We start from the raw sequence: 24,802 nt of genomic DNA, 5'->3' as shown, positions 1-24,802 counted from the left end.
AGGGATCAGTGGGTACCGGCGGTCGTCCGCAGGACCTCGGCGACATAGGGCGCCAGCCGGTACCGGTACCGGTCGCCGGGGTCCGGGACCAGCAGCGAGGTCTCCAGCAGGTCCGGGAACAGCAGCAGGGGGTTGGCGTCGGAGGGAAACCCGGCCCCGCGCTTGCCCTGCGCGGCGATGTCCTCCAGGGTGAACCAGCGCCGCGCCACGGCCTCGGCGATCCATGTCAGCACCGAGCGGTGCTCATCGGTCAGCAGGTCCAGGGTCCACTGGATGCTCTCGGCCACCGACCGCTGGTGGCGCAGCAGGGCGTGGTCGTTCGACCGCAGGATGTCGGCGCTCGGGCCGTCCGCGAGCAGCACGCGCGCCGGGATGGTGCGCAGCCGCTCCGCCGCGAACTCCAGATAGCGCGGCAGGCCGCCGAGCCGGCGGCACAATTCGGTCACCGACAGCAGGTCGGTGACCGCCTCGGCGGGTACCCCCACATGCCGCAGCAGCAGTTCCACGGCCGGCCCGGGCGCGTCCGGGCCCCCGTCCACCGGGAGCGGCTTGATCTCATGGTTGATGCCGAGCCGCTCGGTGAGACGTCTACGCGCGGTGATGACGATATGCAGGCCGGGATACTCGGCGAGCAGGTAGCGGGAGACCCCGACGGTGGTCTCCGGCACGTGTTCGGCGTTGTCGAGGACCACCAGCACCCGCGCGTCCCGGCCGCGCGGGTCGTCCGGCGCGGCGGCGGCGCCGTTCAGGCCATCCGCCCCGCCGGCCCGGCCGGGGGCCCCCGGCTCCAGATGGCGCAGCACCCGGCGCAGCACGGCCGCGGTCTGGTCGCGGTAGCCGAGCCGTTCCGGCGGCAGGTCGCCGAGCTCGACCACCACGACCCCGTCCGGGAAGTGCCGGCCGGCCCGGGCGGCGGCGTCCAGGGCCAGCCTGGTCTTGCCCACCCCTCCCGGGCCCAATAAGGCCGACAGCCGGTCGGCCCGCACCGCGTGGGCGAGCCGCTCGCGCTCCGCCCGGTCGCCCACCACCGTCCCGCCCGTCGGCCGGGGACCGTGCCAGCGCACCCCCGCGTCGGGCTCGTCGTCCTCCGGCAGCCCGTGCACGCCGTCGGCCTCCAGCGCCTGCGCCAGCAGGTCGATCGAGGAGCGCCGGGGGTTCTGGACCCGGCCGAGTTCCAGATTGCGGATGGTGCGGACGCTCAGCCCGGAGCGCTCGGCGAGCTGCTCCTGGGTCCAGCCGCGCAGGCAGCGCAGCTCGGCCAGCCGGCGGGCGGTCAGCGAGTGCGGGCTCAGCGTCCGTACGGCGGACCAGTTCCCATTCACCGGTAACCCCTGGACTGTAGTCCGTACAGCTCGGCATAGGTTCCGCCGCGGGCCATCAGCTCGCGGTGGGTGCCGGTCTCGGTCACCCGTCCGTCGTCCAGGACCACGATCATGTCGGCCATGCTGACGGTGGAGAACCGGTGGGACACCAGAACGGTGATGCCCCCGATGTCGCGGTTCTCGCGGGCGGCGGCGGCGAACCGCTCGAACAGGGCGTGCTCGGTGTGCGCGTCGAGGGCCGCGGTGGGTTCGTCGAACACGCACAGCAGGGGCGCCTGACGCATCAGGCCGCGGGCGAGCGCGAGTTTCTGCCACTGCCCGCCGGAGAGTTCCACCCCGTCCGGCCACCGGCCGCCGAGCCGGGTGCCGAGCCCGTCGGGCAGGTCGGCGACCACCCCGGACCCGCCGCCGCGCTCCAGCGCCGCGCCGACCGCGGCATGGTCCTCGATCCTGGGCAGATCGCCCACCCCGACGTTCTCCCGCACGGTGAACTCCAGGCGGGCGTAGTCCTGGAACGCGCCCGCGCACCGGTCGCGCCACTCGGCCGGGTCGAACGCGGACAGCTCGACCCCGTCGACCAGGACCGACCCCGAGCCGGGCCGGTAGAACCCGCACAACAGCTTGACCAGGGTGGACTTTCCGGCACCGTTGTCGCCGACCAGGGCCACCACGGAGCCGGGCGGCAGCAGGCAGGACACGCCGCGCAGCACCTCACGGGTCTGGCCGCCGCCGGTGTAGCCGAAGTGCACATCCCGGAGTTCGATGCCTTCCCGGAGCCGCCCGGGTACCGCGGGGGGCCCGGCGGCGGAGGCGTCCCGGGCGGCCGCGAGTGCCCGGAGCGCCCGCCGCTCGTCGGCGGCGTACCGGCGCAGCCAGGTGAACCGCTGCCCGACGGTGAGCACCTGGAGGAAGTGGGTGCCGTAGCCGACCGCGGTGCCCACGGTGGAGCTCATCTGCGCGGCCAGGCCCACGACCAGCACCACATCGCCCGGGGTGGCCTCCTGGCGGACGGCCAGCATCAGCACCAGGGCAATCGCGCCGATATAGCCGAGCGCGCTGATCACGGCGTCGATCACGGACAGGCCGGCGGCCTGCCAGTCGGCCCGGCTGCGCCGGGCGGTGACCTCGGCGGCGACCTTCCGGTGCCGGTCGCCGAGCACCTCGGTGAGGCCGAAGACCCGCAGTTCCGCTCCGTACTCGGGCGCGGTGCCCAGCTCGAACAGGTGCCTGCGCAGACGTTCGGACTCGCTCGTCGCCTCGTCCGCCCGCTTGCGCACATCGCGCCGGACCTTGCCGAGCCAAAGCGACGGCAGGGCGAGCAGCGGCAGGAACAGCAGCCGCGGGTCGATGGCGACGAGCAGCACGGCCGTCACGCCGAGGGTGGCCCCCACCCGGACGATGCCGGCGGTGGCGTTCACCATGCCGGAGAGCTGGTCCTGCTCCTGGCGGATCCGCTGGACCTGGTCGAGGTAGTCGGGGTTCTCGTGGTGGGCGAGTCCATGGGTCCCGCCGACCAGATCCATGAGTTCCCGGGTGGCGTGGGCTCCGGCGCGCTCCCGCACGGTGAACAGGCAGTGCACGTAGTAGAAGACGGAGGCGAGGGCGGCGGCGCAGGTGCCGCCGAGCAGCAGGGCGGCGTACAGGGCGCCGTTCAGGTCGTCGGAGAGCGAGGCGTCGACAATGATCTTGATGCCCAGCGCGGCGACCGGTAGCGACACCGCGGTCACGATGCCGGTGAGGAGCTGCCAGGTGGCGTGCCAGGGCGCGGCGCGGAAGCCGATTCCCATGAGCGCGCCGTAGGACCGCAGGGTGTCACGCACGTCCGGCCTCCGCCTCCACCGTGTCCTGCACTGTTCCGTTCACCGGACCCTTGACCGTCAGCGGGGTGTCCGGCAGCCCGTCATCAGCGGAGAAACGTTCCGCCTGTAGGGTGAACATCCGGGCGTACTTGCCGCCCAGCGCCATCAGTTCGTCGTGACTGCCTTCCTCCACCACCTCGCCGTGGTCCAGCACCACGATCCGGTCCACCCGGCGCACCGTGGAGAACCGGTGCGAGATCAGCACGGTGGTCAGCCCGGCGGTGAGTTCCAGGAAGCGGTCGTAGATCTCGGCCTCGGACCGGATGTCCAGGGCGGCGGTCGGCTCGTCCAGCACCAGGACCTCGGCGCCCGCCTGGACCGCGAACAGGGCCCGGGCCAGGGCGATCCGCTGCCACTGCCCGCCGGACAGATCGGTACCCCTGCTGTACTCGGGGGACAGCACGGTGTCCCAGCCGTGGGGGAAGGACTCGATGAGCGGAAGCACCCCGGCGCGTTCGGCGGCCGTCCGCATCAGCTCCCGGTCACCGGCCCGGTGCGGCGCACCGAGCGTGATGTTGTCGGCGACGCTGAGGTGGTAGCGGGCGAAGTCCTGGAACAGCACGCTGATCCGGCGGCGCCAGGCCCGCGGGTCCAGCTCGCCCAGGTCCCGGCCGTCCACCTCGATCCGGCCGCCGGTCGGGGCGTGCAGCCCGCAGAGCAGCTTCACCAGCGAGCTCTTGCCGGCCCCGTTGTCGCCGACGATCGCCAGCGACCGGCCCACGGGAATGGTGAGGTCGATGCGCCGCAGGGCGTTCCGTTCGGTGCCGGGATACCGCAGGGCGACCTCGTGGCAGCGGATGGCCCCGGCGAGCGGCGCCTCCCCCTCCGGAACGGGGGCGGGAGGGGAACCGGCCGCGGCGGCCGGCTGCCGCCCGCCGTCCGCGGTGCGCTCGCGCAGCGCCAGCACATGGGGGACCGCGGCCGACGCGAAGGCGAGCTGGGCGTTCTGGTCGTCGAAGGCGGTGTAGTTGTTGGCCAGCATCAGGGCCTGCGTGTAGACGGCGAGGGCCGCCAGGCCGATGTGGCCATGGACCGCGGCCCAGGCGAGCAGCCCGTAGGAGAGCAGGTTGACCGCGCCGAGCATGCCCGTGGTGGAGGCGATGAGCCGGGCGCGCGGCCGGCGCATGCGCCACACGGGTTCCATGGCGGCCCGCCAGGTGGTCTCGAACCGCTCGGTCAGCCACCCGACCATGCCCCACAGCCGCAGTTCCTTGGCGGGGCCGGAGGTGACCGCGAGGTCGCGGAGGTATTCCGCCTCCCGCAGCGCATTGCTCTGTCCGAACGCGAGCGCGCCCACCCGGAAGTACTCACGCTGCATGAAGTGCACCGCCAGCGGCCAGACCACCAGCCACAGCAGGCCGAGCCACCACTGGAAGGCGATCAGGACGGCCGCGCCGGCCAGCGCCCGCAGCCAGGCGGGCAGCACATAGGCCAGGGCGGCGACGGCCTGGCTGGGGCGTGCGTTCTCGGCGAGGCCGAGGCCGCGCACGACCCGCAGCGCCGCGAGCACATCGGGATCCGAGAGATGGTCCACCCGGTCCGGACCGCCGACCGCCGCGAGCGCCTCCTGCTGGAGGAAGCGGTCGGCATCGCGGCCGAGCGTGTCCGCCAGTGCATTGACCAACGGGGGCACGCTCTGCTGGAGCAGCACCAGGACTGCGGTGACACCGAGCAGGGTGAACAGATGCCGCCCGGCGGATGAGGACACTCCGTCCCGCAGTGCGTCGGGCACCGCACCGATCAGCAGTCCGATCGCCACCGCGGCGGCGGTGGGCAGCACCGAGACAATCAATAATCCGGCCAGGCCCCAGGCGGTCTTGGTCCGGCTCACCCGCGGGAGGAGCCGCACCAGGGCGACCGTTCCGGCGAGGGCGGGTGGGATGCGCAGCCTTGGTGACACGATGAAGCCCCTTGCATAACGGTCGGTCAGCGTGCAGGTGCGTACGGCCGTTCGCCAGTCGTGTGGAGACGCAGTTGCTCAGCGCTCAGGGCTCAGCACGCCGGACCCCCAACGGCAGCCGAAAGTTTCTGACTTATTTCGAGAGCAAGCGAAAACTATGTGGGCCTACATGCTCGCGTCAATAGCACTACACCGCGTTCCGCACCTCAGCCACCACTTGCGGTGTGCACTGAGAGGACACTGATACCCAAAACACCAGACACGCCACGGAGCGACCACCGAAAATTTTCGCCCCGTATCCGTAAAGATCGCCAACCGGACCCCGCCCGCGGCGCCGGGGGCGCCGGGGACAGCGCTCCGCCCGGCCGCCCTGGGCGTGGCGGCGTGCCCTCGCCCCGGGTCACCCTGTGGACTGTGTCCACGGCCGGTGGTCCGTACCGGCGGGACCGTCAGAAGCGGGAGGACGGAATGCTGTTCGGCCAGGAACATGTACAGCGCTATGTGGAGACCGACGGTGCCCAGGGGCACGACTGGCAGGGCACCACGGTGCTGATCCTCACCACCACCGGCCGCCGCAGCGGCACACCGCGCTCCACCCCGCTGATCTACCAGCGGTACGGCGACCTGCTGCTGGTGGTGGCCTCCAACGGCGGCAGGGACGATCCGCCGCAGTGGTACCTCAATCTCCTCGCCGATCCTGCGGTGCACGTCCAGGTGAAGGGCGACCGCTTCGCCGCCCGCGCCCGCACCGCCGGCCCGGAGGAGAAGCCCGCGATGTGGCGCACCATGACCGCCGTCTGGCCCGCCTACGACGACTACCAGCGCAAGACGGCCCGCGAGATCCCGGTCGTCGTCCTGGAACGCGTCTGACGCCCACCCGCGCGGCCCCGGTCCGCCGGGCCGGCCGGAGCGGCCGGCCCGGCGGACCTCCCCCGTCAACACGCGCTAGCGGCCGATCCTGTCCAGCTCGGCGAGTTCCTCGTCGGGCAGCGTGATGCCCGCGCCGGCGACGTTCTCCCGCAGATGCGCCACCGACGAGGTGCCCGGGATGAGCAGGATGTTCGGTGACCGGCGCAGCAGCCAGGCCAGAGCCACCGGCATCGGCCCGGTCTCCAGCCGCGCGGCCACCGCGGTGAGCACCGCGGACTGCAAGGGAGTGAAGCCGCCGAGCGGGAAGAACGGCACATAGGCGATGCCCTTGCCGGCGAGATCGTCGATCAGCTCGTCGTCCTGCCGGTGGGCCAGGTTGTACATGTTCTGCACGCAGACGATCGGCGCGATGGTCTGCGCCTCGGCGACCTGTTCCGCCGTCGCGTTGCTCACTCCGAGGTGCCGGATCAGGCCCTGCCGCCGGAGTTCGGCGAGGGCCTCGAAGGGCTCGGCGAGCGAGCCGGGCCGGGGGCCCTGTGCGTCACCGAGCCGGAGATTGACCACGTCGAGCGCGTCGAGGCCGAGATCCTGGAGGTTCTCCTGGACGGCGCGGCGCAGCTCCTCGGGCCGCCGGGCCGGGGGCCAGCCGCCCTGCCGGTCACGGACCGCGCCGACCTTGGTCACGATGTGCAGCGCCCCGGGATAGGGGTGCAGCGCCTCCCGGATCAGCCGGTTGGTGATGCGTGGCCCATAGGCGCCGGCGGTGTCGATATGGGTGATGCCGAGGCCGGCGGCCTCGCGCAGGACGGTGAGCGCGCCGTCCCGGTCGGCGGGCGGGCCCATCACGCCGGGGCCGGCGAGCTGCATGGCGCCGTAGCCGAAGCGGGTGACGGTCAGATCGCCCAGGGTCCAGGTGCCGCCGGGCAGTGACAGGGAAGATGTGTTCATGCCGGAATCTCTTCTGCTGGGCCGTATACGACGGAACGACGGGAGAGGCCGCGGGCCGCTCGGTCCGCGGCCCGCGGGGGCAGCTCTCGCCCGCGCGGTTCACCGGCGGCGAGCTGCCTGCCGTTCCACGCCCCCGATGCTCACTCGCGGGCACATGGCGCGGCCAATACCGATACGACGGCCTGTCATACCTGGCGGGTATCACCGGGGTAGATTGTGGCCATGGACACGTTGGAGACCCGCGAGCTGAGGTACTTCGTGGCCGTCGCCGAGGAGCTGCACTTCGGCCGCGCCGCCGAACGCCTCGGCATGGCACAGCCGCCCCTGTCCCGGGCGATCCAGCAGCTTGAGCGGCGCCTCGGCGTCCGCCTGCTGGCACGCAACCGCCGCGGCGTCGCCCTGACCGGCGCCGGCGAGGTGCTGCTGCACGAGGGCCGGGCAGCCCTCGACGCGACCACCGCCGCCGCGCGCCGCACCCGGCGCGCCGGCGACGGTGCCGACGGCCCGGACGGCCCCCGCAACCGCCTGGTGCTGGCGGTCAAGGCCGGCGCGTCCCATGAGCTCCTGCACAAACTCCTCGACGCCTGTGCGGCCGAACCGGGCGCCGCCGAAATCGAGGTACTGCCCAGCGGCACCTGCGAGCAGGAAGCCATGCTGCGCGACGGCCGCGCCGATGTGGCCCTCCTGCACACCCCGTACAACTCCCTCGCCGGATTCGACAGCGAAGAACTGCTGACCGAGGGACAGATCGCCGTCCTGCCGGCCGGTCACCGCCTCGCCGCCCGCAAGGCACTGTCGCCGGAAGACATCGGCGACATTCCCGACCTCCCCCTCGCCCGCTGGCCCCGCCACGGCGTCTACCCACCCGGCCCGGGCCCCGAGATCCACGACCTGACCCAGCTGGCCCAGCTCATCGCCCTCGGACGGACCTTGGCCGTCTTCCCCGACTCCGCCCGCGCCTGGCTGTGGGCCGAACACGCGGCCGTCCCGCTGCCCGACGCACCCCCCGTCGTCACCCACATCGCCTGGCCGGCGCACAGCCGCTCCCTCGCCCTCGCCGCCCTGATCCGCACCGCCACCCGGCTCTGACCCGCCCCCCGAGGCCCGGCCACAGACGGCTCAGGGGCCTGACCGCTGACCGCGATCAGGCCCCTGAGCCGTCTGTCCTGCAAGTCGGGGTGGCGGGATTTGAACCCACGACCTCTTCGTCCCGAACGAAGCGCGCTGCCAAGCTGCGCCACACCCCGGTGTTGCGTCGTTTACTTTAGCCGATGGCGGGGCGGGGGCGAAATCGGGTTTCGGCGGGCTGGGGCGTCAGGGGCGGGGGGTGAGGGTGAGGAGCGTCGCCTCCGGGGGGCAGGCGAAGCGGAAGGGGGTGTAGCGGTTGGCGCCGCAGCCCGCGGAGACGTGCAGGTAGGCGCGATGCCCGCCGGCCCGGTGGGTGGAGAGGCCCTTGACCCGGTCGGTGTCCAGGTCGCAGTTGGTGACCAGCGCACCGTAGAAGGGGACGCAGAGCTGGCCGCCGTGGGTGTGCCCGGCCAGGATCAGCGGGTACCCGTCGGCGGTGAAGGCGTCCAGGACGCGCAGGTAGGGGGCGTGCACGACGGCGAGGGAGAGGTCGGCGTCCATGTCCGGGCCGCCCGCCACCTCGGCGTAGCGGTCGCGCTTGATGTGCGGATCGTCCAGGCCGGTGAGGGCGATATCGGCGGAGGGGAGCTTGAGCCGGCCCCGGGCATTGGTGAGGTTGGACCAGCCCGCGGCGTCGAAGGCGTCGCGCAGCAGCCACCACGGGTTGCGGGGCACTCCGGTGGCCGGCCGGTTGCCGTTCAGGCCGTGCCGCCCGGAGGCGCGTTCCAGCAGGTAGCGGGCGGGGTTGCGGAGCCGCGGGGCGTAGTAGTCGTTGGAGCCGAAGACATAGGCGCCGGGCAGCTCCAGGAAGGGCTCCAGGGCGTGCAGGACTTCCGGGACGGCGTCCGGGTCGGAGAGGTTGTCGCCGGTGTTGATCACGGCGTCCGGGCGGAGCCGGGCCAGGGAGCGCAGCCACTGCTGCTTTCCGCGCTGGCCGGAGACCATGTGGATGTCGGAGAGATGCAGGATGCGCAGCGGGCGCATGCCCCGTGGGAGCACGGGGACGGCGGCCTGCCGCAGGCGGAAGGAGCGGGCCTCCAGGGAGGCGTAGGCGACGGCCGCGGCGCCTGCCGCGCCGAGGGACAAGGGGATGCGGTAACGCGCGCGCATGACGACCATCGTCGCAGATGATGACCGGAGGTGTTCCCGGGGCGAGGGCTGCCAGAATGGTGCACATGACCACCATCAAGTCCCGGATCCAGGACGACCTGACGACCGCCATCAAGGCACGCGACGAGCTGCGGTCGGCCACCCTGCGGATGACGCTGGCCGCGATCACGACCGAGGAGGTCGCCGGGAAGAGCGCACGCGAGCTGTCCGACGCCGAGGTGACCAAGGTGATCACCCGGGAGGCGAAGAAGCGGCGCGAGGCGGCCGAGGCGTTCCGCCAGGCCGGCCGGGACGAGCAGGCCGACCGCGAGGAGGCCGAGGGCGAGGTGCTGGCCGGGTACCTCCCGCAGCAGCTCACGGACGAGGAGCTGGCCACGGTGGTCGCCGAGGCGGTGGCCGAGGCCCGGGCACAGGGCGCGGAGGGGCCCCGGGCCATGGGTGCGGTGATGAAGATCGTCAAGCCCAAGGTCGGCGACCGCGCCGAGGGCGGCCGGGTCGCCGCCGCCGTCAAACAGGCCCTGGCGGGGTGATCCGGCGCTCGATGCCGCGCCCGGCCGGTGGCCTGGCTTCTCGCCGTGATCGGGCATCCGCGTGACGCGACACGCGTGAAGGCGGCGGACGAAGGTTCCGCCGCTGAGGGGTCCCTGACCGGAGCATGGCACGGGGCGGCTTCCGGACCTTGTCCGGAAGCCGCCCCGTTGCGCGTTGCCGGCGGCGTGCCGCGCCGGAGGGATCAGGGGCCGACGGTGTTGCCGGGGATGCCCTCGGAGTTGTTGCCGTCGACGTTGCCGTTGCCGCCCCAGGTACCGGCGTTGCCCCAGTTGCCGCCGTCCTGGAAGCCGCCGCCGATGTCGCCCCAGCCGCCGATGTCGCCCCAGCCGCCGTCGCCGCCGGTCAGGAAGCCGCCGTTGTCGTTGCCGCCCGGCCGGCCCGGCCGGTCGTCGTCGTCGCGGTCGTCGTCCTCTTCCTTGTCCTTGTCCTTGTCGCCGCGCGGGACATCGACCTCGTTGAACGGGGTGGCCGGGACGCCCTCCAGGGCGTCCTGCATGGCCGACCGCCAGATCGGGCCGGCCACGCCGCCGCCGCTGGCCCGGTCGAAGTAGGTGCCTCCGATGGTGATGTCCACCATCTCGATCAGTTCGGCGTCGCCGCCCACCCGCACCGCGGTGGCGAGATCCGGGGTGTGGCCGACGAACCAGACGTTCTGCCGTTCGTCCGAGGTTCCGGTCTTGCCGGCGTTGGGCCGGTCGTCCAGACCGACCCGGCTGCCCGTGCCGTCTTCGACCACGCCCTTGAGCATCATGTTCACGCTGCGGGCGGTGTGCGTCGACATGACCTGTCCGCAGTCGGACTCCGGCGTGGCGAGCTGCTTGCCGTCGGCGTCGGTGACCTCCAGGATCGACACGGGGGTGCAGTAGGTGCCCTCGGCGGCGAAGGCCGCGTACGCACTGGCCATCATCAGCGGAGTGGTGGTCTGGCTGCCGAGGGTGAGGCTGGGCACCGCCTCAAGCGGCTGCTGCTCCTGGCCCCGGCGCACGCCCAGTTTCTCGGCCATGGTGAGCGTCTCGCAGAGACCGGCCATCTCCTCCAGCTTGATGAAGTAGGTGTTGATGGACAGGGCCAGGGCGTCGGACATGTCCCAGGTGCCCTTCTCCGACTGCAGTTCGTTCTTCGGTTCCCAGCCGTCGTCCGGGCTGCCGGCCGGCTGCCCCTCACACGTGAAGAACTTGGTGGTGTCGACCTTCATCTTCCAGTCGGTGGTGAACGTCTGGGCAGGGCTGATGCCCTTCTCCAGCGCGGCGGCGGCGGTGATCGGCTTGAAGGTGGAGCCGGGCTGGAAGCCGTAGGTGGCACCGCCCATGTCACTGGAGACGTTCAGGTTGAGCGTGGTCTGGTTCTGCGAGGCGTCGTTGCCGTACGGGCGGCTCTGCGCCATGGAGAGGATCTGGCCGGTGCCCGGCTGCACCTGCACCACGGAGGCGGTCACCGGGTCGTCCGGGAAGGCGCCCTCCTTGGCGGCCTTGGCGGCGGCGTTCTGGGCCTTGGGCTGGAGGGTGGTGCGGATGGTGAGGCCGCCGAGGTCCCAGCGGGCCTTGCGTTCGGCCGCGTCCTTGCCGAAGACGGGGCTGTTGAGGAATTCGTTGCGCACGTAGTCGCAGAAGAAGCCGGCGTCCCGGACCGCCGTGATGCAGCCGTTCTTGGGCTGGCTGATGTTCAGGCCGAGGTCGAGCTGCTTGGCGGCCTGCGCCTCGGTCTTGGTGACGGCGCCGGTGTCGGCCATCCGGTCGAGCACCACATTGCGCCGCTCCTGCGCCGCCGCCGGGTTGTTGATCGGGCTGTAGCTGGAGGGCGACTGGACCAGGCCGGCCAGCATGGCGGCCTCGTGCAGTTCCAGATCGGCGGCCGGCTTGGAGAAGTAGCGCTGGGCCGCCGCCTCCACCCCGTAGGCCCCGTCGCCGAAGAAGGTGATGTTGAGGTAGTTCTCCAGGATCTGGTCCTTGCCCAGTTCCTTCTCCAGCTGGATGGCGTACTTCAGCTCGGCGATCTTGCGGCCCACGGTCTGCCGGGTGGCCTCGGCGAACGCCTCCGGGTCGTCGCCGGCGGCCTCCACGAAGACGTTCTTCACATACTGCTGGGTGAGCGTGGAGGCACCCTCGGTGGTGCCGCCGTCCTCGAAATTGCGGTTGAGTGCGCGCAGCACACCCTTGGGGTCGATGGCGCCGTGCTCGTAGAACCGGGCGTCCTCGATGGCGATGAGGGCGTCCTTGACGTAGGGCGACATCTCCTCCAGCGTGATCACGGTGCGGTTGCGCGAGTAGACCTCGGCGATCTTGCCGCCCTCACTGTCCAGAATGGTGGTCTTCTGGCTCAGCGGGGGCCGGGTGAGGTTGACCGGCAGTTCGTCGAACTCCTGCACGGTGGTCTTGGCGGCCAGGCCGAGCGAGCCCACGGCCGGCAGCGCCAGCCCGGCCAGCACCGTGCCGGCCAGCACACTGACCCCGATGAACTTCACTGACTGCTGGATCGCGGTCAGACCGCCACCCGGTCGGTTCCTTCCCATGCCGCCCAGCGTACGTGTTCAAACGCCGGACAGGGGGCCAGGTGTTCGCCTACGCTGGCAGTGCCGCTTCACACTGATGGGCTTGCCGTCAAGTCGGTCTTCACTCGTTGGGGTGAGATTGCCCGGGTGGGCCATGTCCGGGCCGCCGGGATCATGCCTTGTCAGCACAGCAACCTCGCGCCCGAATCGCGAAGAATGCCCGAATGGCACCTGCAACGATCACGGAGGGCAACTCCCTCGAACGAGTGATCTCGATCCTGCTCATAGTCCGAACGGGTCATTCAAGATTAGGCCCCAAGGGGGTGTTGTGCTTCGGCAGCCTTCCGTAACGTCCTCAACTGGCAAGGGTGAATATGCCATTGCCGCCGTGGGGGAGCCTCGATTCGGGAGAGGACGGCACCGGCATGAGCTGGGTTACCGACTGGATTTCGCAGGCAGCTTGCCGCACCGCGGATCCGGACGAACTGTTTGTTCAAGGGGCGGCACAGAATCGGGCGAAAGCGGTCTGCACCGGCTGCCCGGTCAGGACGGAATGTCTCGCCGACGCACTGGACAGCCGGATGGAGCACGGCGTCTGGGGCGGCATGACGGAGCGCGAGCGGCGCGCCCTGCTGCGCCGCCGGCCGACCGTGACGTCCTGGCGGAGACTGCTGGAGACGGCACGCGCGGAGTACGAGCGCACCACGCAGCTCGAACTCCAGCACCGGGCCCGCAACCGCTCGGCCCGCGGCGCCGCCTGACCGGCGCCGTACCCCGGCCGCTAGAGTCGGGGCCATGACGAAGTGGGAGTACGTGACCGTACCGCTGCTGGTGCACGCCACCAAGCAGATCCTTGACACCTGGGGCGAGGACGGCTGGGAGCTGGTCCAGGTGGTGCCCGGGCCCAGTGCCGAGCAGCTCGTGGCCTATTTCAAGAGGCCCAAGCAGTGAGCGGCGGGGCGGGTTCGGCGGTCGAGGCGCGCCTGGCCGGGATGGGCCTTGCCCTGCCCGCCGTGGTGCCACCGGTGGCGGCCTACACCCCGGCGGTCCCCTCGGGTCGGTACGTCTACACCTCCGGGCAGTTGCCCATGGTGGACGGCAAGCTCCCGGTCACCGGCAAGGTCGGGGCGGAGGTCACCGCGGAGGAGGCCAAGGAGCTGGCCCGGATCTGTGCGCTGAACGCGCTGGCCGCGGTGAAGTCGGTGGCCGGCGATCTGGACCGGATCGCCCGCGTGGTGAAGGTGACCGGTTTTGTCGCCTCGGCGCCGGACTTCACCGGTCAGCCCGGGGTGATCAACGGCGCCAGTGAGCTGCTGGGCGAGGCGCTGGGCGAGGCGGGCGTGCATGCCCGCAGCGCGGTCGGCGTGGCCGTGCTGCCACTGGACGCACCGGTCGAGGTCGAGATCCAGGTGGAGCTGACCGGGCCGGAGTGAACAGGCAGGAGTGAACAGGCAGGAGTGAACGGTCCGGCGTGGCGCCGCGGTGCACGCGGCCCGAGCCGGCAGGAGATGCGGAGAGGCATGGCGAAGCGTACGCGGGGCGGCGGCACGGGCGCCGGACAGGCACCGGCGGAGGAGCGGCGTCGGCGGGACGGGAGCACCCCCGGGCCCGGCTCCCCGCCGCCCGCCTGGGAGCAGCGGTTCCGCGCCCCGCGCGTGGGCCTGCCCGAATGGGCGCCGGACGCGCCCGACCGCTGCCTGTTCGTCTCCAATGCCTCCGGGACCTTCGAGCTCTACGCCTGGGACCGGGCCACCGGCACCCGGCGCCAGGCCACCCGCCGCCCCAACGGCACGGTGGACGGCACCCTCTCCCCGGACGGGGAGTGGCTGTGGTGGTTCGACGACCACGACGGCGACGAGTTCGGCGTCTGGATGCGGCAGCCGTTCCACGGCGGCCCCGACGAGCCCGCCCTGCCCGGCCTCGACCCCTCCTACCCCGCCGGGCTGGCCATCGGCCGGGACGGCACCGTGGTGGTGGGCCGGACCACCGACGCGCACGGCACCACCGTGCATGTGGCCCGGCCCGGCGCCGGACAGGTGGAGATCTACCGGCACCGGCAGTCCGCCGGGGTCGGCGGCCTCTCCCGGGACGGCTCGCTGCTGGCCGTCGAGCACACCGAACACGGCGACGCCATGCACTCCGCGGTCCGGGTGCTGAAGCTGGACGGCAGCCCGGTCGCCGAACTGGACGACACCCGGGGCGGCACCCGGGAGCTGGGCCTGACCGTCTACGGCTTCGCGCCGGTCCCCGGTGACCAGCGGCTGCTCCTCGGCCATCAGCGCCGGGACCGCTGGGAGCCGATGCTCTGGAATCCGCTGACCGGGGAGATCCGTGAGCCGGGCGCCGAGGGGCCGGACGGCCTCGGGCTGCCGGGCGATGTGCATGCCGAGTGGTATCCGGACGGCCGCGCCCTGCTGCTGGTCCACGACTACCGGGCGCGCACGGAACTGTGGCGGCTGGAGCTCACGGACGGCGGAAGGGACGGCAAGGGCCGGCTGAGCCGGGTGGAGACGCCGGCCGGTTCGGTCTCCGGCGCCACCGCCCGCCCCGGCGGTGACGTGGAGTTCCTGTGGTCCTCGGCGGCCGAGCCGCCCCGGGTGCGCTCCACCGCGGGCGCGGATGTGCTGGTGCCGCCGGGTCCGCGGGCACCGGCCTCGCTGCCGGTCAGCGACGCCTGGGTGGAGGGGCCGGGCGGGCCGGTGCACGCCCTGGTGCAGCGGCCGGACGGCGGCGCGGGGCCGTTCCCCACCGTCTTCGACATCCACGGCGGGCCGGCCGCGCACGACAGCGACGCCTTCGCCGCCGGGCCCGCCGCCTGGCTGGACCACGGCTTCGCGGTGGTGCGGGTGAACTACCGCGGCTCCACCGGCTACGGGCGGGAGTGGACCGACGCGCTCAAGCACCGGGTGGGGCTGATCGAGCTGGAGGACATCGCCGCGGTGCGGGCCTGGGCGGTGGAGTCCGGGCTGGCCGATCCGGAGCGGCTGGTCCTGACCGGCGCCTCCTGGGGCGGCTATCTGACCCTGCTGGGCCTGGGCACCCAGCCGGAGCTGTGGACGGTGGGCGTGGCCGCCGTGCCGGTGGCCGACTACGTCACCGCGTACGGGGACGAGATGGAGGCGCTCAAGGCGCTGGACCGCACCCTGTTCGGCGGTACGCCGGAGGAGGTGCCGGAGCGGTTCGCGGCCTCCTCGCCGCTGAGCTATGCGGACGCGGTGAAAGCCCCGGTGTTCATCTCGGCGGGCGAGAACGACCCGCGCTGCCCGGTGCGGCAGATCGAGAACTATGTGCGGAAACTGGCCGAGCGCGGCGCGGTGCACGAGATCTACCGCTATGACGCGGGCCATGGCTCACTGGTGGTGGACGAGCGGATCAAGCAGATCCGGATGGAGATCGATTTCGCCCTGCGGCACCTGCCGCCGGGCGACGCCCTCGCCCCCGGCGGATGACCCGGTCCCGCGCGGCGCCCCGGCCCCCGGTGCTCAGGGTGCCGGGCTGCCCCGGGCGGGCACCGGAGGGCCCGGGGCGTCGCGCGGGTCCGGGAGGATGCCCAGTTCGGCGTCGCGGCGGACCTCCAGTTCCCGCCGGTAGAGCCGGAACCACATGAAGACCACGAACGCGGCGAAGACGAACCACTCGGCGGTGTAGCCCAGGTTCTGGAAGGCCTTGAGGTCCAGCCCGGTGCCGCCGGCCGCCTGCGGCGGTACCGGCCGCAGCGGCCCGGCCGCCTCCCGCTCCGTCACAAAGCCGTTGATCACCTCGTACGGCAGCAGATTGATCAGCGAGGCGGCGCCGATCACCGCGACCTGCCCGGTGGGCAGACCGGAGCGGGCGTTCACCGCCCGCGGGGACTCGGCCGCCTGGAGCGCGCCGGTCACGGTCACCGGGCCCGCGGGGGGCGCCGGGACCGCCGCCGGATCCGGGTCGCCCGGCAGCCAGCCGCGCACCACCGGCACGGCCGCCCCGCCGTCCCGCGGCAGCAGCGGGGTCAGCACATAGAAGCCGCGCTCGCCGTCCAGCACGCGGTCCGGCACCAGAAGCTGTTCCCGCGCGTCATACGTCCCGGTGACGGTGGCCGTCCGGCCGACCGTCTCGGTGGTCGGCGGCAGCAGGGTGGCCAGTTCCGCCGGCCTCTCCCGCCCGCTCTCCGCGGCCCGCTGCTCCTGGGCGCGGTGGTTGTCCACCCGGTCCTCGAACCGGCCGAGCTGCCAGACGCCCAGCACCAGGCAGAACGGCACCGCCAGCACGGCGAACACATTGATCCCCCACCAGCGGGGAGTCAGCAGGAACCGGTGCACGTCACCACGGTACCCGCCCCGTCCCGGCCGCCCGGCACCCGCTCCCGGGGGTGCGTCGTCCGGGGCGCGGCGTGCGGCCGGGGCCGGTCAGGGACCGGGCGTGGTGCCGGTGATCTCCAGCAGGCCGGTGCGGTAGACGGTGCCGGTGCAGGCGCCCGGAATGGCCAGCGTGCCGGCGTCCTCCGACCCGGTGACCGGGACATAGCCGAGCTCCAGCCCGTCCTGCTCCGCCGCCGGGGTCTCGGTGCCGGTGCCGGTGCCGGCGGAGGTGGTGCCCGAGCCGGAGTCGGCGCCGGAGGTCTCGCCGCTGCCGGTGGTGGTGCCGTCCTGGTCCGCGCCGGTCCGGCCGAGCTGGGTCTGGGTGCCGCCGGAGGTGGTGGGCGAGGTGCTGGTCTCCGGGCCGGGCTCGGTGCCGGGCGACGAGGTCGAGGAGGACGTCGAGGACGTCGAGGATTCGGTCGGGTCCGGATCGGGTTCCGCATCGGCCGGGCAGCCGCCGCCGTCCGCATCGGCCGGCGGCAGCCAGGCGAAACGGATCTCGTACGCCTCGCCCGGCTTCAGCACCAGGCTCTCCTGCCAGCCCGCCGGCAGCGGCAGACCGGTCGCGCGGTCGCCCTCGGTACGGAACACCACCTGGAGCCCGTCCTCGGCGGCAGCGCCGGTGGGCTCCACGGTCAGCTCGTCCGCGCCGGTGACGGTGCAGGCCGTCTCCGAGACATTGGCCACCCGGAACGAGCCGTAGACATGGCCGAGTTCGTCGGGTTCCTGAAGGCTTCCGGTGATCTCGCCGAGCTGCCCGGCCAGGCAGCCGGGAGCGGCGACGGATTCGCCCTCGGTGCTCGCCGGGTCCGATTCCTCGGAGGGTTCGGTCTCCTCGGGGCCGGGCCCGGCCTCCTCCGGCGCCGGGCTGGTGCCCGGGCCGGACGGCACGCCGCCGGAGGTGTGGGTGCCCGGACCGTCCTCGCCCTGCTCGGCGCCGGCCGTTCCGGCCTCCTGGCCGTGGCCCGCCTCCAGGGACGGGGCCGAGGTGCCGCCGGAGGTGGCATTGAGGGCCAGCGGGGTGCCGGTGGCGAACAGGGCCAGGGCGACGCCGCCGACCACGGCGAGCTGCCGCCGCTGACGGCGGCGGTTCGGCACGGCGCTGCGCAGCCGGTCCAGGGCGTCGGCGGAGGGCTCGATGTCGCGCACGGATTCGTGCAGCAGAAGACGCAGGATCTCTTCGTCGGAGGTTTCGTCGGAGGTTTCGTCGGAGGTGGGACCCGGCTCGCCCGGCCCGCCCGGCTCCGCCGCGGCCGCCGCGGCCGGCAGGGTCGGGGTCTCAGGGGGTGCGGGGGGCGGAGCGGACGCCGCATGGGGCACGGATCCGGACGGCCCGGACGGGCGGGCGGCGTTGTCCTCGCCGGACGGGCCCTCCTCGGCCGGGCCCGGCGCCGCCGCGCCGGGTTCCTCGAAGGCGTCGGGGCTGCCGTCCCGGCGCCCCGAATGGCCGGTGGGTTCCAGGGGGTTCATCGGGTGGCCTCCATGGCGACGCGCAGCGCCGCGATGCCCCGGGAGCCGTACGCCTTGACCGAGCCCGCGGATATGCCCAGTGTCCGGGCCACCTCGGCCTCGGACATGTCGGCGAAGTAGCGCAGCACCAGCACCTCGCGCTGGCGGCGCTGCAGCCCGCGCATCGCCTGGATCAGATCGGCGCGCTCAAGCTGCTCGTACGCGCCTTCCTCGGCGCTTGCCATGTCCGGCATCGGCTTGGTGAGCAGCTTGAGCCCGAGTATGCGGCGGCGCAGCGTGGAGCGGGACAGATTGACCACGGTCTGGCGCAGATAGGCCAGCGTCTTCTCCCGGCTGCGCACCCGGCGGCGGGCCGAGTGCACCCGGATGAACGCCTCCTGCACCACGTCCTCGCAGGAGGCCGGGTCGTCGAGCAGCAGGGCGGCGAGACCGAGCAGCGACCGGTAGTGCTCCTGGTACGTCTCGGTGAGATGGTCGACGGTGGTGCCCTCAGCCATCGCTTCTTCCGCGTCCTCGCCGTGGGCGCGGACACGTGAGGCTCCGGAGGCGGGAAGCGGAGCGATCACGGGAAGACTCCGGGCCCGGCCGCGGGCCGGGGCGACGGGGCGGCGCCGGCCCGGAATCGGCGGCGCTGTGAGTTCGAGGACCTCTGCCACGCCTGTTGGACACTCTCTCCCCCGCGATGGTTGTACGGCGGAGGCGGGTTTCTCGTCTCCAGGACCGTGGCCACCATCCGTACCGCCCTGCTTTCCGTTCCCTCATCCTGCGCGTCCGGCCGGTGCCCCGGCCCGGCGCCGTGGCAACAACGGAAGACGCTCCCCGCGCGGCGCCCGGTTGCGGGTCTCGGCGCGCGGGGAGCGTTCATCCTCCCCCGGAGGGTCGGCCGCGGGCAACCTGCCGTTACCTACGGCTTGATCACGAAAGTTTCACCCGGTGCCGCCGTGCCGTTCGATGCTGATCGGCGGGGTGCGGCGGGGTGCGGCGCGGCCTCAGCGGCCGGTGCCGCCGTATACAACCGCTTCCTCGCTCTCCGAATCCAGCCCGAAGGCGGAGTGCACGGCGCGCACCGCGGCCTGGACGTCGTCCTGGCGGGTGACCACCGAGATGCGGATCTCGGAGGTGGAGATCAGTTCGATGTTGACGCCCGCGTCGGACAGCGCCTCGAAGAAGGTGGCGGTGACCCCGGGGTTGGTCTTCATGCCCGCGCCGACCAGGGAGATCTTGGCGATCTGGTCGTCGTAGCGGAGCGCCTCGAACCCGATGCCGGCCTGCTGCTTCTCCAGCGCCTCGATGGCCTTGGGACCGTCGGTGGTGGGCAGGGTGAAGGAGATGTCGGTCAGCCCGGTGGCCGCGGCCGACACGTTCTGCACCACCATGTCGATGTTGATCTCGGCATCGGCGATGGCGCGGAAGATGGCGGCGGCCTCGCCCGGCTTGTCCGGCACTCCGACGATGGTGACCTTGGCCTCGGAGGTGTCGTGCGCGACGCCCGAGATCAGTGCCTGCTCCATCGGCTGCTCTCCTCGCGGTTCGTTGCTGACCCAGGTGCCCGGCAGGCTGGAGAAGGAGGACCGGACATGGATGGGGATGTGGTAGCGGCGGGCGTACTCCACGCAGCGGTGCAGCAGCACCTTGGAGCCGGAGCTGGCCAGCTCCAGCATGTCCTCGGCCGAGATCCAGTCGATCTTGCGGGCCTTGGGCACCACCCGGGGGTCGGCGGTGAACACGCCGTCCACATCCGTGTAGATCTCGCAGACCTCGGCCTCCAGGGCGGCGGCCAGCGCGACCGCGGTGGTGTCCGAGCCGCCCCGGCCCAGGGTGGTGATGTCCTTGCTGTCCTGGGAGACGCCCTGGAAACCGGCGACGATGGCGATATTGCCGGCCTCCAGCGCGGTCCGGATACGGCCGGGCGTCACGTCGATGATGCGCGCTTTGTTGTGGACCGAGTCGGTGATGACCCCGGCCTGGCTTCCGGTGAAGGACTGGGCCTCGTGGCCCAGGGATTTGATCGCCATTGCCAGCAGTGCCATGGAGATACGCTCTCCGGCGGTCAGCAGCATGTCGAACTCGCGGCCGGAGGCCACCGGGGTGACTTCCCTGGCGAGATCGATCAGCTCGTCCGTGGTGTCGCCCATCGCGGAGACCACGACCACCACCTGGTGGCCCTGCTTCTTCGCCTCCACGATCCGCTTGGCGACGCGCTTGATGCCTTCGGCATCGGCAACGGAGGAGCCACCGTACTTCTGCACGACTAGGCCCACGTGTGCTCGCTCCTTGTAATCGTCTTTCCGCGTCCGGGATCTTTCCGGTACACGGTCGGAATCATTTTATTCAGCAGGAGAATTCCGCCCTTTGGAACAGCCACATCCTGAGACGCCGGTACGCGTCCCGGGAAGGGCTGGACGGCCTCCCGCTCGGCGGGCAGACCTGCCCCCGGATCGCGGTCTCACACACCTTGGGAGGGAAAAGTGCCGGAAACGTGCCCGAGGTCACACCGAAACACATGTGATGGCGAGCCTGGCATCACGGAATGTCATCGGCGCCCGGCGCGACGCCCGGGCCCCGCCGGGCCGGCCGGGCCCGGGCGTCGCGCCGGGGGCCTGCCGGGGGCCTGCCGGGGGCGGGACCGGGGGCGCCCGGGGCTGCTCGGGAGCGGCTGAGGGCTGATGCCCGGCTCAGGTGTGGGACGGCCCGCCGCCGCCCGCCTTCAGCCCCAGCGGGGCCGCGATCTCGGCCTCCATCACCCGGCCGGCCTCCCGCTCCAGATCGCCGTCCTCGGCGGCGCTGTCGGTGTCCAGCCCGTCCAGGTCGGCCATGGGGGTGTCCAGCCGGACATGCGCCACCAGCGACTGGAGCGCGCGCAGCGCGGCGCTGGCCGTCGGCCCCCAGTTGGAGAGGTAGGAGAACTGCCACCACCACAGGGCCTCGCTGATCCGGCCCTCCCGGTAGTGCGCCATGCCGTGCCGCAGATCGGTCACCACATCGGCCAGGTCGTCGGAGATGCGGCAGGCCACCGGGGTGGAGCGGGGCACATACGGGTCGAAGACCTCGGTGTAGACGTCCACCGGGGCCAGCAGCCCGGCCAGCTTCTCGCGCAGCTCGTCCATGTCCGGCTCGGGGCCGGTGTCCGGCTCGTACCGCTCCTCGGGGACGATGTCCTCGTGCGCGCCGAGCCGGCCGCCGGCCAGCAGCAACTGCGAGACCTGGAGCAGCAGATACGGCACGGCGCTGTCCGGGTCGTCGCCCTTGGCGATCTCCTGCACCGCGACCATGAAGCTCTCGATCTGGTCCGAGACCTGGACGGCGAAGTCGTCCGGTCCGGGGCCGCGCAGACCGGGCCGCTGCCGGGCATCCGCCTCGGCCGGCCCGGCCGCACCGGCCGCCGCCTGTTCCTGTTCCGGCTCCGCCGTCGTCGCTTCGCCGGGCTGGTGGACCGCGGTCACGCCGGTCGCCGCACCGTCAGACATCGAGCAATCGTCTCCCCTCGAAGGCGCGCCCCAGCGTCACCTCGTCGGCATACTCCAAGTCTCCCCCGACCGGCAGCCCGCTGGCCAGCCGTGTGACCCGCAGTCCCATCGGGCCGATCATGCGGGCCAGATAGGTGGCCGTGGCCTCGCCCTCCAGATTGGGGTCGGTGGCCAGGATCAGCTCGGTGACCGAGCCGTCCGCGAGCCGGGCCAGCAGCTCCCGTATCCGCAGGTCGTCCGGGCCCACGCCGTCGATCGGGCTGATCGCGCCGCCCAGCACGTGATAGCGGCCCCGGAACTCGCGGGTGCGCTCGATGGCGACCACGTCCTTGGGCTCCTCCACCACGCAGATCACCGCGGCGTCGCGGCGCGGGTCGCGGCAGATGCGGCACTGTTCGTCCTCGGCGACATTGCCGCAGACCGCGCAGAACCGGACCTTCTCCTTGACCTCGTTGAGCGCCCGGGCCAGCCGGCGCACATCGGCCGGGTCGGCCTGGAGGATGTGGAAGGCGATCCGCTGCGCGCTCTTGGGCCCGACGCCGGGCAGTCTGCCCAGCTCATCGATCAGGTCCTGGACCACGCCTTCGTACACGGCATGCCTTCCGTCAGCAAAATCCTTGGGTCTGAGGCTAGTTGTCGGGCGAAGCCACGACCAGTACGGCTCGCGCCGCGGCCGGTTAGAACCCCAGTCCGGGGAGCGAACCGCCCAGGCCCTGGGCGAGCGGCCCCAGCCTGGTCTGCTGAAGCTGCTGGGCACTGGCCACGGCGTCCCGCACCGCGGCGAGCACCAGGTCGGCCAGGGTCTCGGTGTCCTCCGGGTCGACCGCGCGGGGGTCGATCTCCAGGCCCGTCAGCTCTCCGGTACCGGTGACCACCGCCTTGACGAGGCCGCCGCCCGCCGAGCCCTCGACCGGGGTCTCGGCCAGCTCCTGCTGCGCCTGGGCCAGATCCTGCTGCATCTTCTGGGCCTGCTGCAGCAGCTGCTGCATATCGGCCCCACCACCGGGAAACACGGCTCCTCCTGGAGTCGACGACAAAAACGGATCCGCATTCCTGCTGCTGCGCGGTTCTCCGCATGCGGCGGCACGGGCGTCGCCACCCGGGCCTCTCCCCGAGCCTACGGCCTCACCCCGCGGCCCCGCCCGTCAACCGCTCACTCCTCTTCTCCTCCCCTTCCCTGCCGGTCCCGCCGGATCCGCTCACCCTTCGTGCTCGATCTCCTCGATGACCGTGGCTCCCAGACCCTCGACAAGCAGTTCGGTGCCGGAGAGGGCGCGGTCGTCCAGATCCGGATCGTCGTCCTCGGGGACGTCGTCCTCGACGTTCATCGGCGCCGCCGACGGCTCGGGGGCCGGTGAGCGGGGCGGCGGGGCCTGGGCCGCCGCGGGAGCGGGAGCGGCGGCGGACGTGGCCGCGGGCGCGGGCGCGTGCCGCTCGGCGGGCCGGGGCCCGGGGCCCGCGGGCGGCGGAGCCGACGCCGGGGCCGGGGCCGGCGGAGGCGGCGGGCCGGCCGCGCGGACCGCCCCCGCGCCACCACCGCCTCCTCCTGCTCCGCCTCCGCCCGCACCGGACCCCGGGCCCACCACGGCCTCCACTTTCCACTGCACGCCAAAGGCGTCCGCCAGCGCCTGCCGCAGCACGTCCTCACTGCCGCCGCCGACAAAGCTGTCCCGGGCCCCGGCGCTGCTGAAGGCGACTTGCAGCGTCGTTCCGTCGAAGCCGCTGACCTCGGCATTCTGGCTGAGAAGAATCCAGGTGAAACGGCGCTTGGACTTCACCGCGTCCAGGATCTGCGGCCACATCTGCCGCACCCGGGACGGATCTCCGCCCGCGCCGGCGCCGCCGCTGCCGGAGGCCGCCGGCGTGGCCTGCTGCGCCGCCGCTGCCGGGGCGGGGGCCGGGGCGGGCTGCGCCGGCGCGGGAGCACCACCCCCGCCGCCGCCCGGCCAGGCCCCGGGCCGCTGCCCCCCGGCCGGCGCGTCGGCACCGCGCCCGCCCGCGCCGGGCCAGGCTCCGGGCCGCTGTCTGCCCGGGGCCCCGGCCGGCTGCTCCTCGGGAGCCGCCGGCCGGGGCTCCTCCCGCACCGGCTCGGCCGCCGCCGGGGGCCGGGCGACGGGCGGGGCAGCCGGCTGCGGAACCGGCTGCGCCGCCGGCTGCGGAGCCGGTGGCATCCCGCCGCCGAGCGCCGCTCCGCGTTCCAGCCGCTCCAGCCGGCTCAGCAGTGCTCCTTCGTCTCCGTACGCCGCGGGCAGCAGCACCCGGGCGCAGATCAGTTCGAGCTGGAGCCGTGGTGAGGTGGCGCCGCGCATCTCGGTCAGTCCCGTGTTGACCAGGTCCGCGGCCCGGCTGAGCTGCGCCGGGCCGAGCGCCTGGGCCTGCCGCCCCATCCGCTCCAGCACATCCTGGGGCGCGTCGATCAGCGCGCGCTCCGCCGCATCCGGCACGGCGGCCAGAATCACCAGGTCGCGCAGGCGCTCCAGCAGATCGGCGACAAACCGCCGGGGGTCGTGCCCGCCCTCGATGACCCGGTCCACCACCTCGAAGGCGGCTGCGCCGTCCTGCGCGGCGAAGGCGTCCACCACCGCGTCCAGCAGGGCGCCGTCGGTGTACCCCAGCAGGGCCGTGGCCATGGCATAGGTGACGCCCTCGGCCCCCGCACCGGCCAGCAGCTGGTCCATCACCGACATGGAGTCCCGCACCGAGCCGGCGCCCGCCCGCACCACCAGGGGCAGCACCGTGTCCTCGACGGGGATCTCCTCCTGTCGGCACACCTGCGCCAGATAGTCGCGCAGCGTGCCGGGCGGCACCAGCCGGAAGGGATAGTGATGGGTCCGCGACCGGATGGTGCCGATCACCTTCTCCGGCTCGGTGGTGGCGAAGATGAACTTCAGATGCTCGGGGGGCTCCTCGACCACCTTCAGCAGGGCGTTGAAGCCGGCCGGGGTGACCATATGGGCCTCGTCCACGATATAGATCTTGTAACGGCTGGCAGCCGGGCCGAAGAACGCCTTTTCGCGCAGCTCACGGGCATCGTCCACACCGCCGTGCGAGGCCGCGTCGATCTCGATCACATCGATCGAACCGGGGCCGTTGCGCGCCAGATCCCGGCAGGAGCGGCACTCCCCGCAGGGCTGCGGCGTCGGGCCCCGCTCGCAGTTCAGACAGCGGGCCAGGATCCGGGCGCTGGTCGTCTTCCCGCAGCCGCGCGGCCCGCTGAACAGGTACGCATGATTGACCCGGTTGTTGCGCAGGGCCTGCTGCAACGGGTCGGTGACATGCTCCTGCCCGATGACCTCGGCGAAGGTCTCGGGACGATAGCGGCGGTACAGCGCAAGCGAGGACACGTCTCCG

The 24,802-nt window shown here is 72.6% G+C and carries 21 protein-coding genes and 1 tRNA gene; 7 read left to right on the top strand and 15 right to left on the bottom strand.

What is annotated here, in order from left to right:
* Positions 1-5: 5 nt before the first annotated feature.
* From BM242_RS28470 to BM242_RS10255, 3 genes are read right to left on the bottom strand one after another with little or no spacing between them, the layout of a single operon-like run.
* On the bottom strand, positions 6-1,322 hold the full coding sequence (locus BM242_RS28470; protein ID WP_175541346.1) for a helix-turn-helix domain-containing protein: 1,317 nt from the start codon (positions 1,320-1,322) through the stop codon (positions 6-8).
* The gene (locus BM242_RS10260; protein ID WP_093838433.1) at positions 1,319-3,142 is read right to left on the bottom strand and encodes an ABC transporter ATP-binding protein; all 1,824 of its coding nucleotides are present in this window, start codon (positions 3,140-3,142) and stop codon (positions 1,319-1,321) included. The genes BM242_RS28470 and BM242_RS10260 overlap by 4 nt, the downstream gene beginning before the upstream one ends.
* Entirely contained in the window at positions 3,135-5,081 is a 1,947-nt protein-coding gene (locus tag BM242_RS10255; RefSeq protein WP_139238306.1) for an ABC transporter ATP-binding protein, read from the bottom strand. Before BM242_RS10255 ends, BM242_RS10260 begins: the two co-directional genes overlap by 8 nt.
* 414 nt (positions 5,082-5,495) lie before the next feature.
* On the opposite strand from BM242_RS10255, the gene BM242_RS10250 reads away from it, so the two are divergent.
* Complete coding sequence (locus tag BM242_RS10250; protein ID WP_245833952.1) at positions 5,496-5,951, top strand: nitroreductase family deazaflavin-dependent oxidoreductase; 456 nt, start codon at positions 5,496-5,498, stop codon at positions 5,949-5,951.
* Between the two features lie 75 nt (positions 5,952-6,026).
* Here the strand turns inward: BM242_RS10250 and BM242_RS10245 are convergent, their stop codons facing one another.
* Positions 6,027-6,899: an aldo/keto reductase family oxidoreductase gene (locus BM242_RS10245; RefSeq protein WP_093838430.1), complete on the bottom strand. Its 873-nt coding sequence runs from the start codon at positions 6,897-6,899 to the stop codon at positions 6,027-6,029.
* Between the two features lie 222 nt (positions 6,900-7,121).
* Between BM242_RS10245 and BM242_RS10240 the strand changes: the two genes are divergently transcribed.
* Positions 7,122-7,988 (top strand): LysR family transcriptional regulator, encoded by an 867-nt coding sequence (locus BM242_RS10240; RefSeq protein WP_093838429.1) that lies wholly within the window; start codon positions 7,122-7,124, stop codon positions 7,986-7,988.
* Positions 7,989-8,072: 84 nt separating this feature from the next.
* Here BM242_RS10240 and BM242_RS10235 read toward each other — a convergent pair.
* Together BM242_RS10235 and BM242_RS10230 are read right to left on the bottom strand one after the other, a co-directional pair.
* A tRNA-Pro gene (locus BM242_RS10235) sits at positions 8,073-8,146 on the bottom strand.
* Between the two features lie 67 nt (positions 8,147-8,213).
* Positions 8,214-9,137: a metallophosphoesterase gene (locus tag BM242_RS10230; protein ID WP_093838581.1), complete on the bottom strand. Its 924-nt coding sequence runs from the start codon at positions 9,135-9,137 to the stop codon at positions 8,214-8,216.
* A 65-nt stretch (positions 9,138-9,202) separates the two neighbouring features.
* On the opposite strand from BM242_RS10230, the gene BM242_RS10225 reads away from it, so the two are divergent.
* Positions 9,203-9,667, top strand: a complete 465-nt coding sequence (locus tag BM242_RS10225) for a GatB/YqeY domain-containing protein (protein ID WP_093838580.1) — start codon at positions 9,203-9,205, stop codon at positions 9,665-9,667.
* 203 nt (positions 9,668-9,870) lie between these two features.
* On the opposite strand, the gene BM242_RS10220 is transcribed toward BM242_RS10225, so the two are convergent.
* Positions 9,871-12,198, bottom strand: coding sequence for a transglycosylase domain-containing protein (locus tag BM242_RS10220; protein ID WP_093838428.1), 2,328 nt, complete (start codon positions 12,196-12,198; stop codon positions 9,871-9,873).
* A 404-nt stretch (positions 12,199-12,602) separates the two neighbouring features.
* Here BM242_RS10220 and BM242_RS10215 point away from each other — a divergent pair, with 404 nt between their 5' ends.
* The 4 genes from BM242_RS10215 to BM242_RS10200 all read left to right on the top strand — a co-directional run bounded on the left by BM242_RS10215 (position 12,603) and on the right by BM242_RS10200 (position 15,626).
* The gene (locus tag BM242_RS10215) at positions 12,603-12,938 is read left to right on the top strand and encodes a WhiB family transcriptional regulator (RefSeq protein ID WP_175541345.1); all 336 of its coding nucleotides are present in this window, start codon (positions 12,603-12,605) and stop codon (positions 12,936-12,938) included.
* Between the two features lie 34 nt (positions 12,939-12,972).
* A complete protein-coding gene (sp36, locus tag BM242_RS10210; protein WP_093838426.1) occupies positions 12,973-13,128 on the top strand; it encodes a Sp36 family protein in 156 nt (51 codons plus the stop codon).
* Complete coding sequence (locus tag BM242_RS10205; RefSeq protein WP_093838425.1) at positions 13,125-13,610, top strand: RidA family protein; 486 nt, start codon at positions 13,125-13,127, stop codon at positions 13,608-13,610. Before sp36 ends, BM242_RS10205 begins: the two co-directional genes overlap by 4 nt.
* Before the next feature lie 87 nt (positions 13,611-13,697).
* A complete protein-coding gene (locus BM242_RS10200; RefSeq protein ID WP_093838424.1) occupies positions 13,698-15,626 on the top strand; it encodes a S9 family peptidase in 1,929 nt (642 codons plus the stop codon).
* Positions 15,627-15,659: 33 nt separating this feature from the next.
* On the opposite strand, the gene BM242_RS10195 is transcribed toward BM242_RS10200, so the two are convergent.
* The 8 genes from BM242_RS10195 to BM242_RS10160 all read right to left on the bottom strand — a co-directional run bounded on the left by BM242_RS10195 (position 15,660) and on the right by BM242_RS10160 (position 24,795).
* A complete protein-coding gene (locus tag BM242_RS10195) occupies positions 15,660-16,475 on the bottom strand; it encodes an SURF1 family protein (protein ID WP_093838423.1) in 816 nt (271 codons plus the stop codon).
* 87 nt (positions 16,476-16,562) lie between these two features.
* Positions 16,563-17,984, bottom strand: a complete 1,422-nt coding sequence (locus BM242_RS10190; protein ID WP_093838422.1) for a hypothetical protein — start codon at positions 17,982-17,984, stop codon at positions 16,563-16,565.
* On the bottom strand, positions 17,981-18,640 hold the full coding sequence (locus BM242_RS10185) for a SigE family RNA polymerase sigma factor (RefSeq protein WP_175541344.1): 660 nt from the start codon (positions 18,638-18,640) through the stop codon (positions 17,981-17,983). The genes BM242_RS10190 and BM242_RS10185 overlap by 4 nt, the downstream gene beginning before the upstream one ends.
* A gap of 333 nt (positions 18,641-18,973) precedes the next feature.
* Positions 18,974-20,245, bottom strand: a complete 1,272-nt coding sequence (locus tag BM242_RS10180; protein WP_093838421.1) for an aspartate kinase — start codon at positions 20,243-20,245, stop codon at positions 18,974-18,976.
* 414 nt (positions 20,246-20,659) lie between these two features.
* Positions 20,660-21,451 (bottom strand): DUF5063 domain-containing protein, encoded by a 792-nt coding sequence (locus tag BM242_RS10175; protein ID WP_093838420.1) that lies wholly within the window; start codon positions 21,449-21,451, stop codon positions 20,660-20,662.
* Complete coding sequence (recR, locus tag BM242_RS10170; RefSeq protein WP_093838419.1) at positions 21,444-22,043, bottom strand: recombination mediator RecR; 600 nt, start codon at positions 22,041-22,043, stop codon at positions 21,444-21,446. Before recR ends, BM242_RS10175 begins: the two co-directional genes overlap by 8 nt.
* 85 nt (positions 22,044-22,128) lie before the next feature.
* Positions 22,129-22,440 (bottom strand): YbaB/EbfC family nucleoid-associated protein, encoded by a 312-nt coding sequence (locus BM242_RS10165; RefSeq protein WP_217652427.1) that lies wholly within the window; start codon positions 22,438-22,440, stop codon positions 22,129-22,131.
* Positions 22,441-22,650: 210 nt separating this feature from the next.
* Complete coding sequence (locus BM242_RS10160) at positions 22,651-24,795, bottom strand: DNA polymerase III subunit gamma and tau (protein WP_093838417.1); 2,145 nt, start codon at positions 24,793-24,795, stop codon at positions 22,651-22,653.
* Positions 24,796-24,802: the final 7 nt, after the last annotated feature.

It is taken from the genome of Streptomyces aidingensis (genome assembly GCF_900112355.1).
Classification (GTDB): Bacteria; Actinomycetota; Actinomycetes; order Streptomycetales; family Streptomycetaceae; genus Streptomyces; species Streptomyces aidingensis.
Note: the sequence above shows the minus strand (reverse complement) of the source record. Positions and strands in the feature narration are given on the sequence as shown.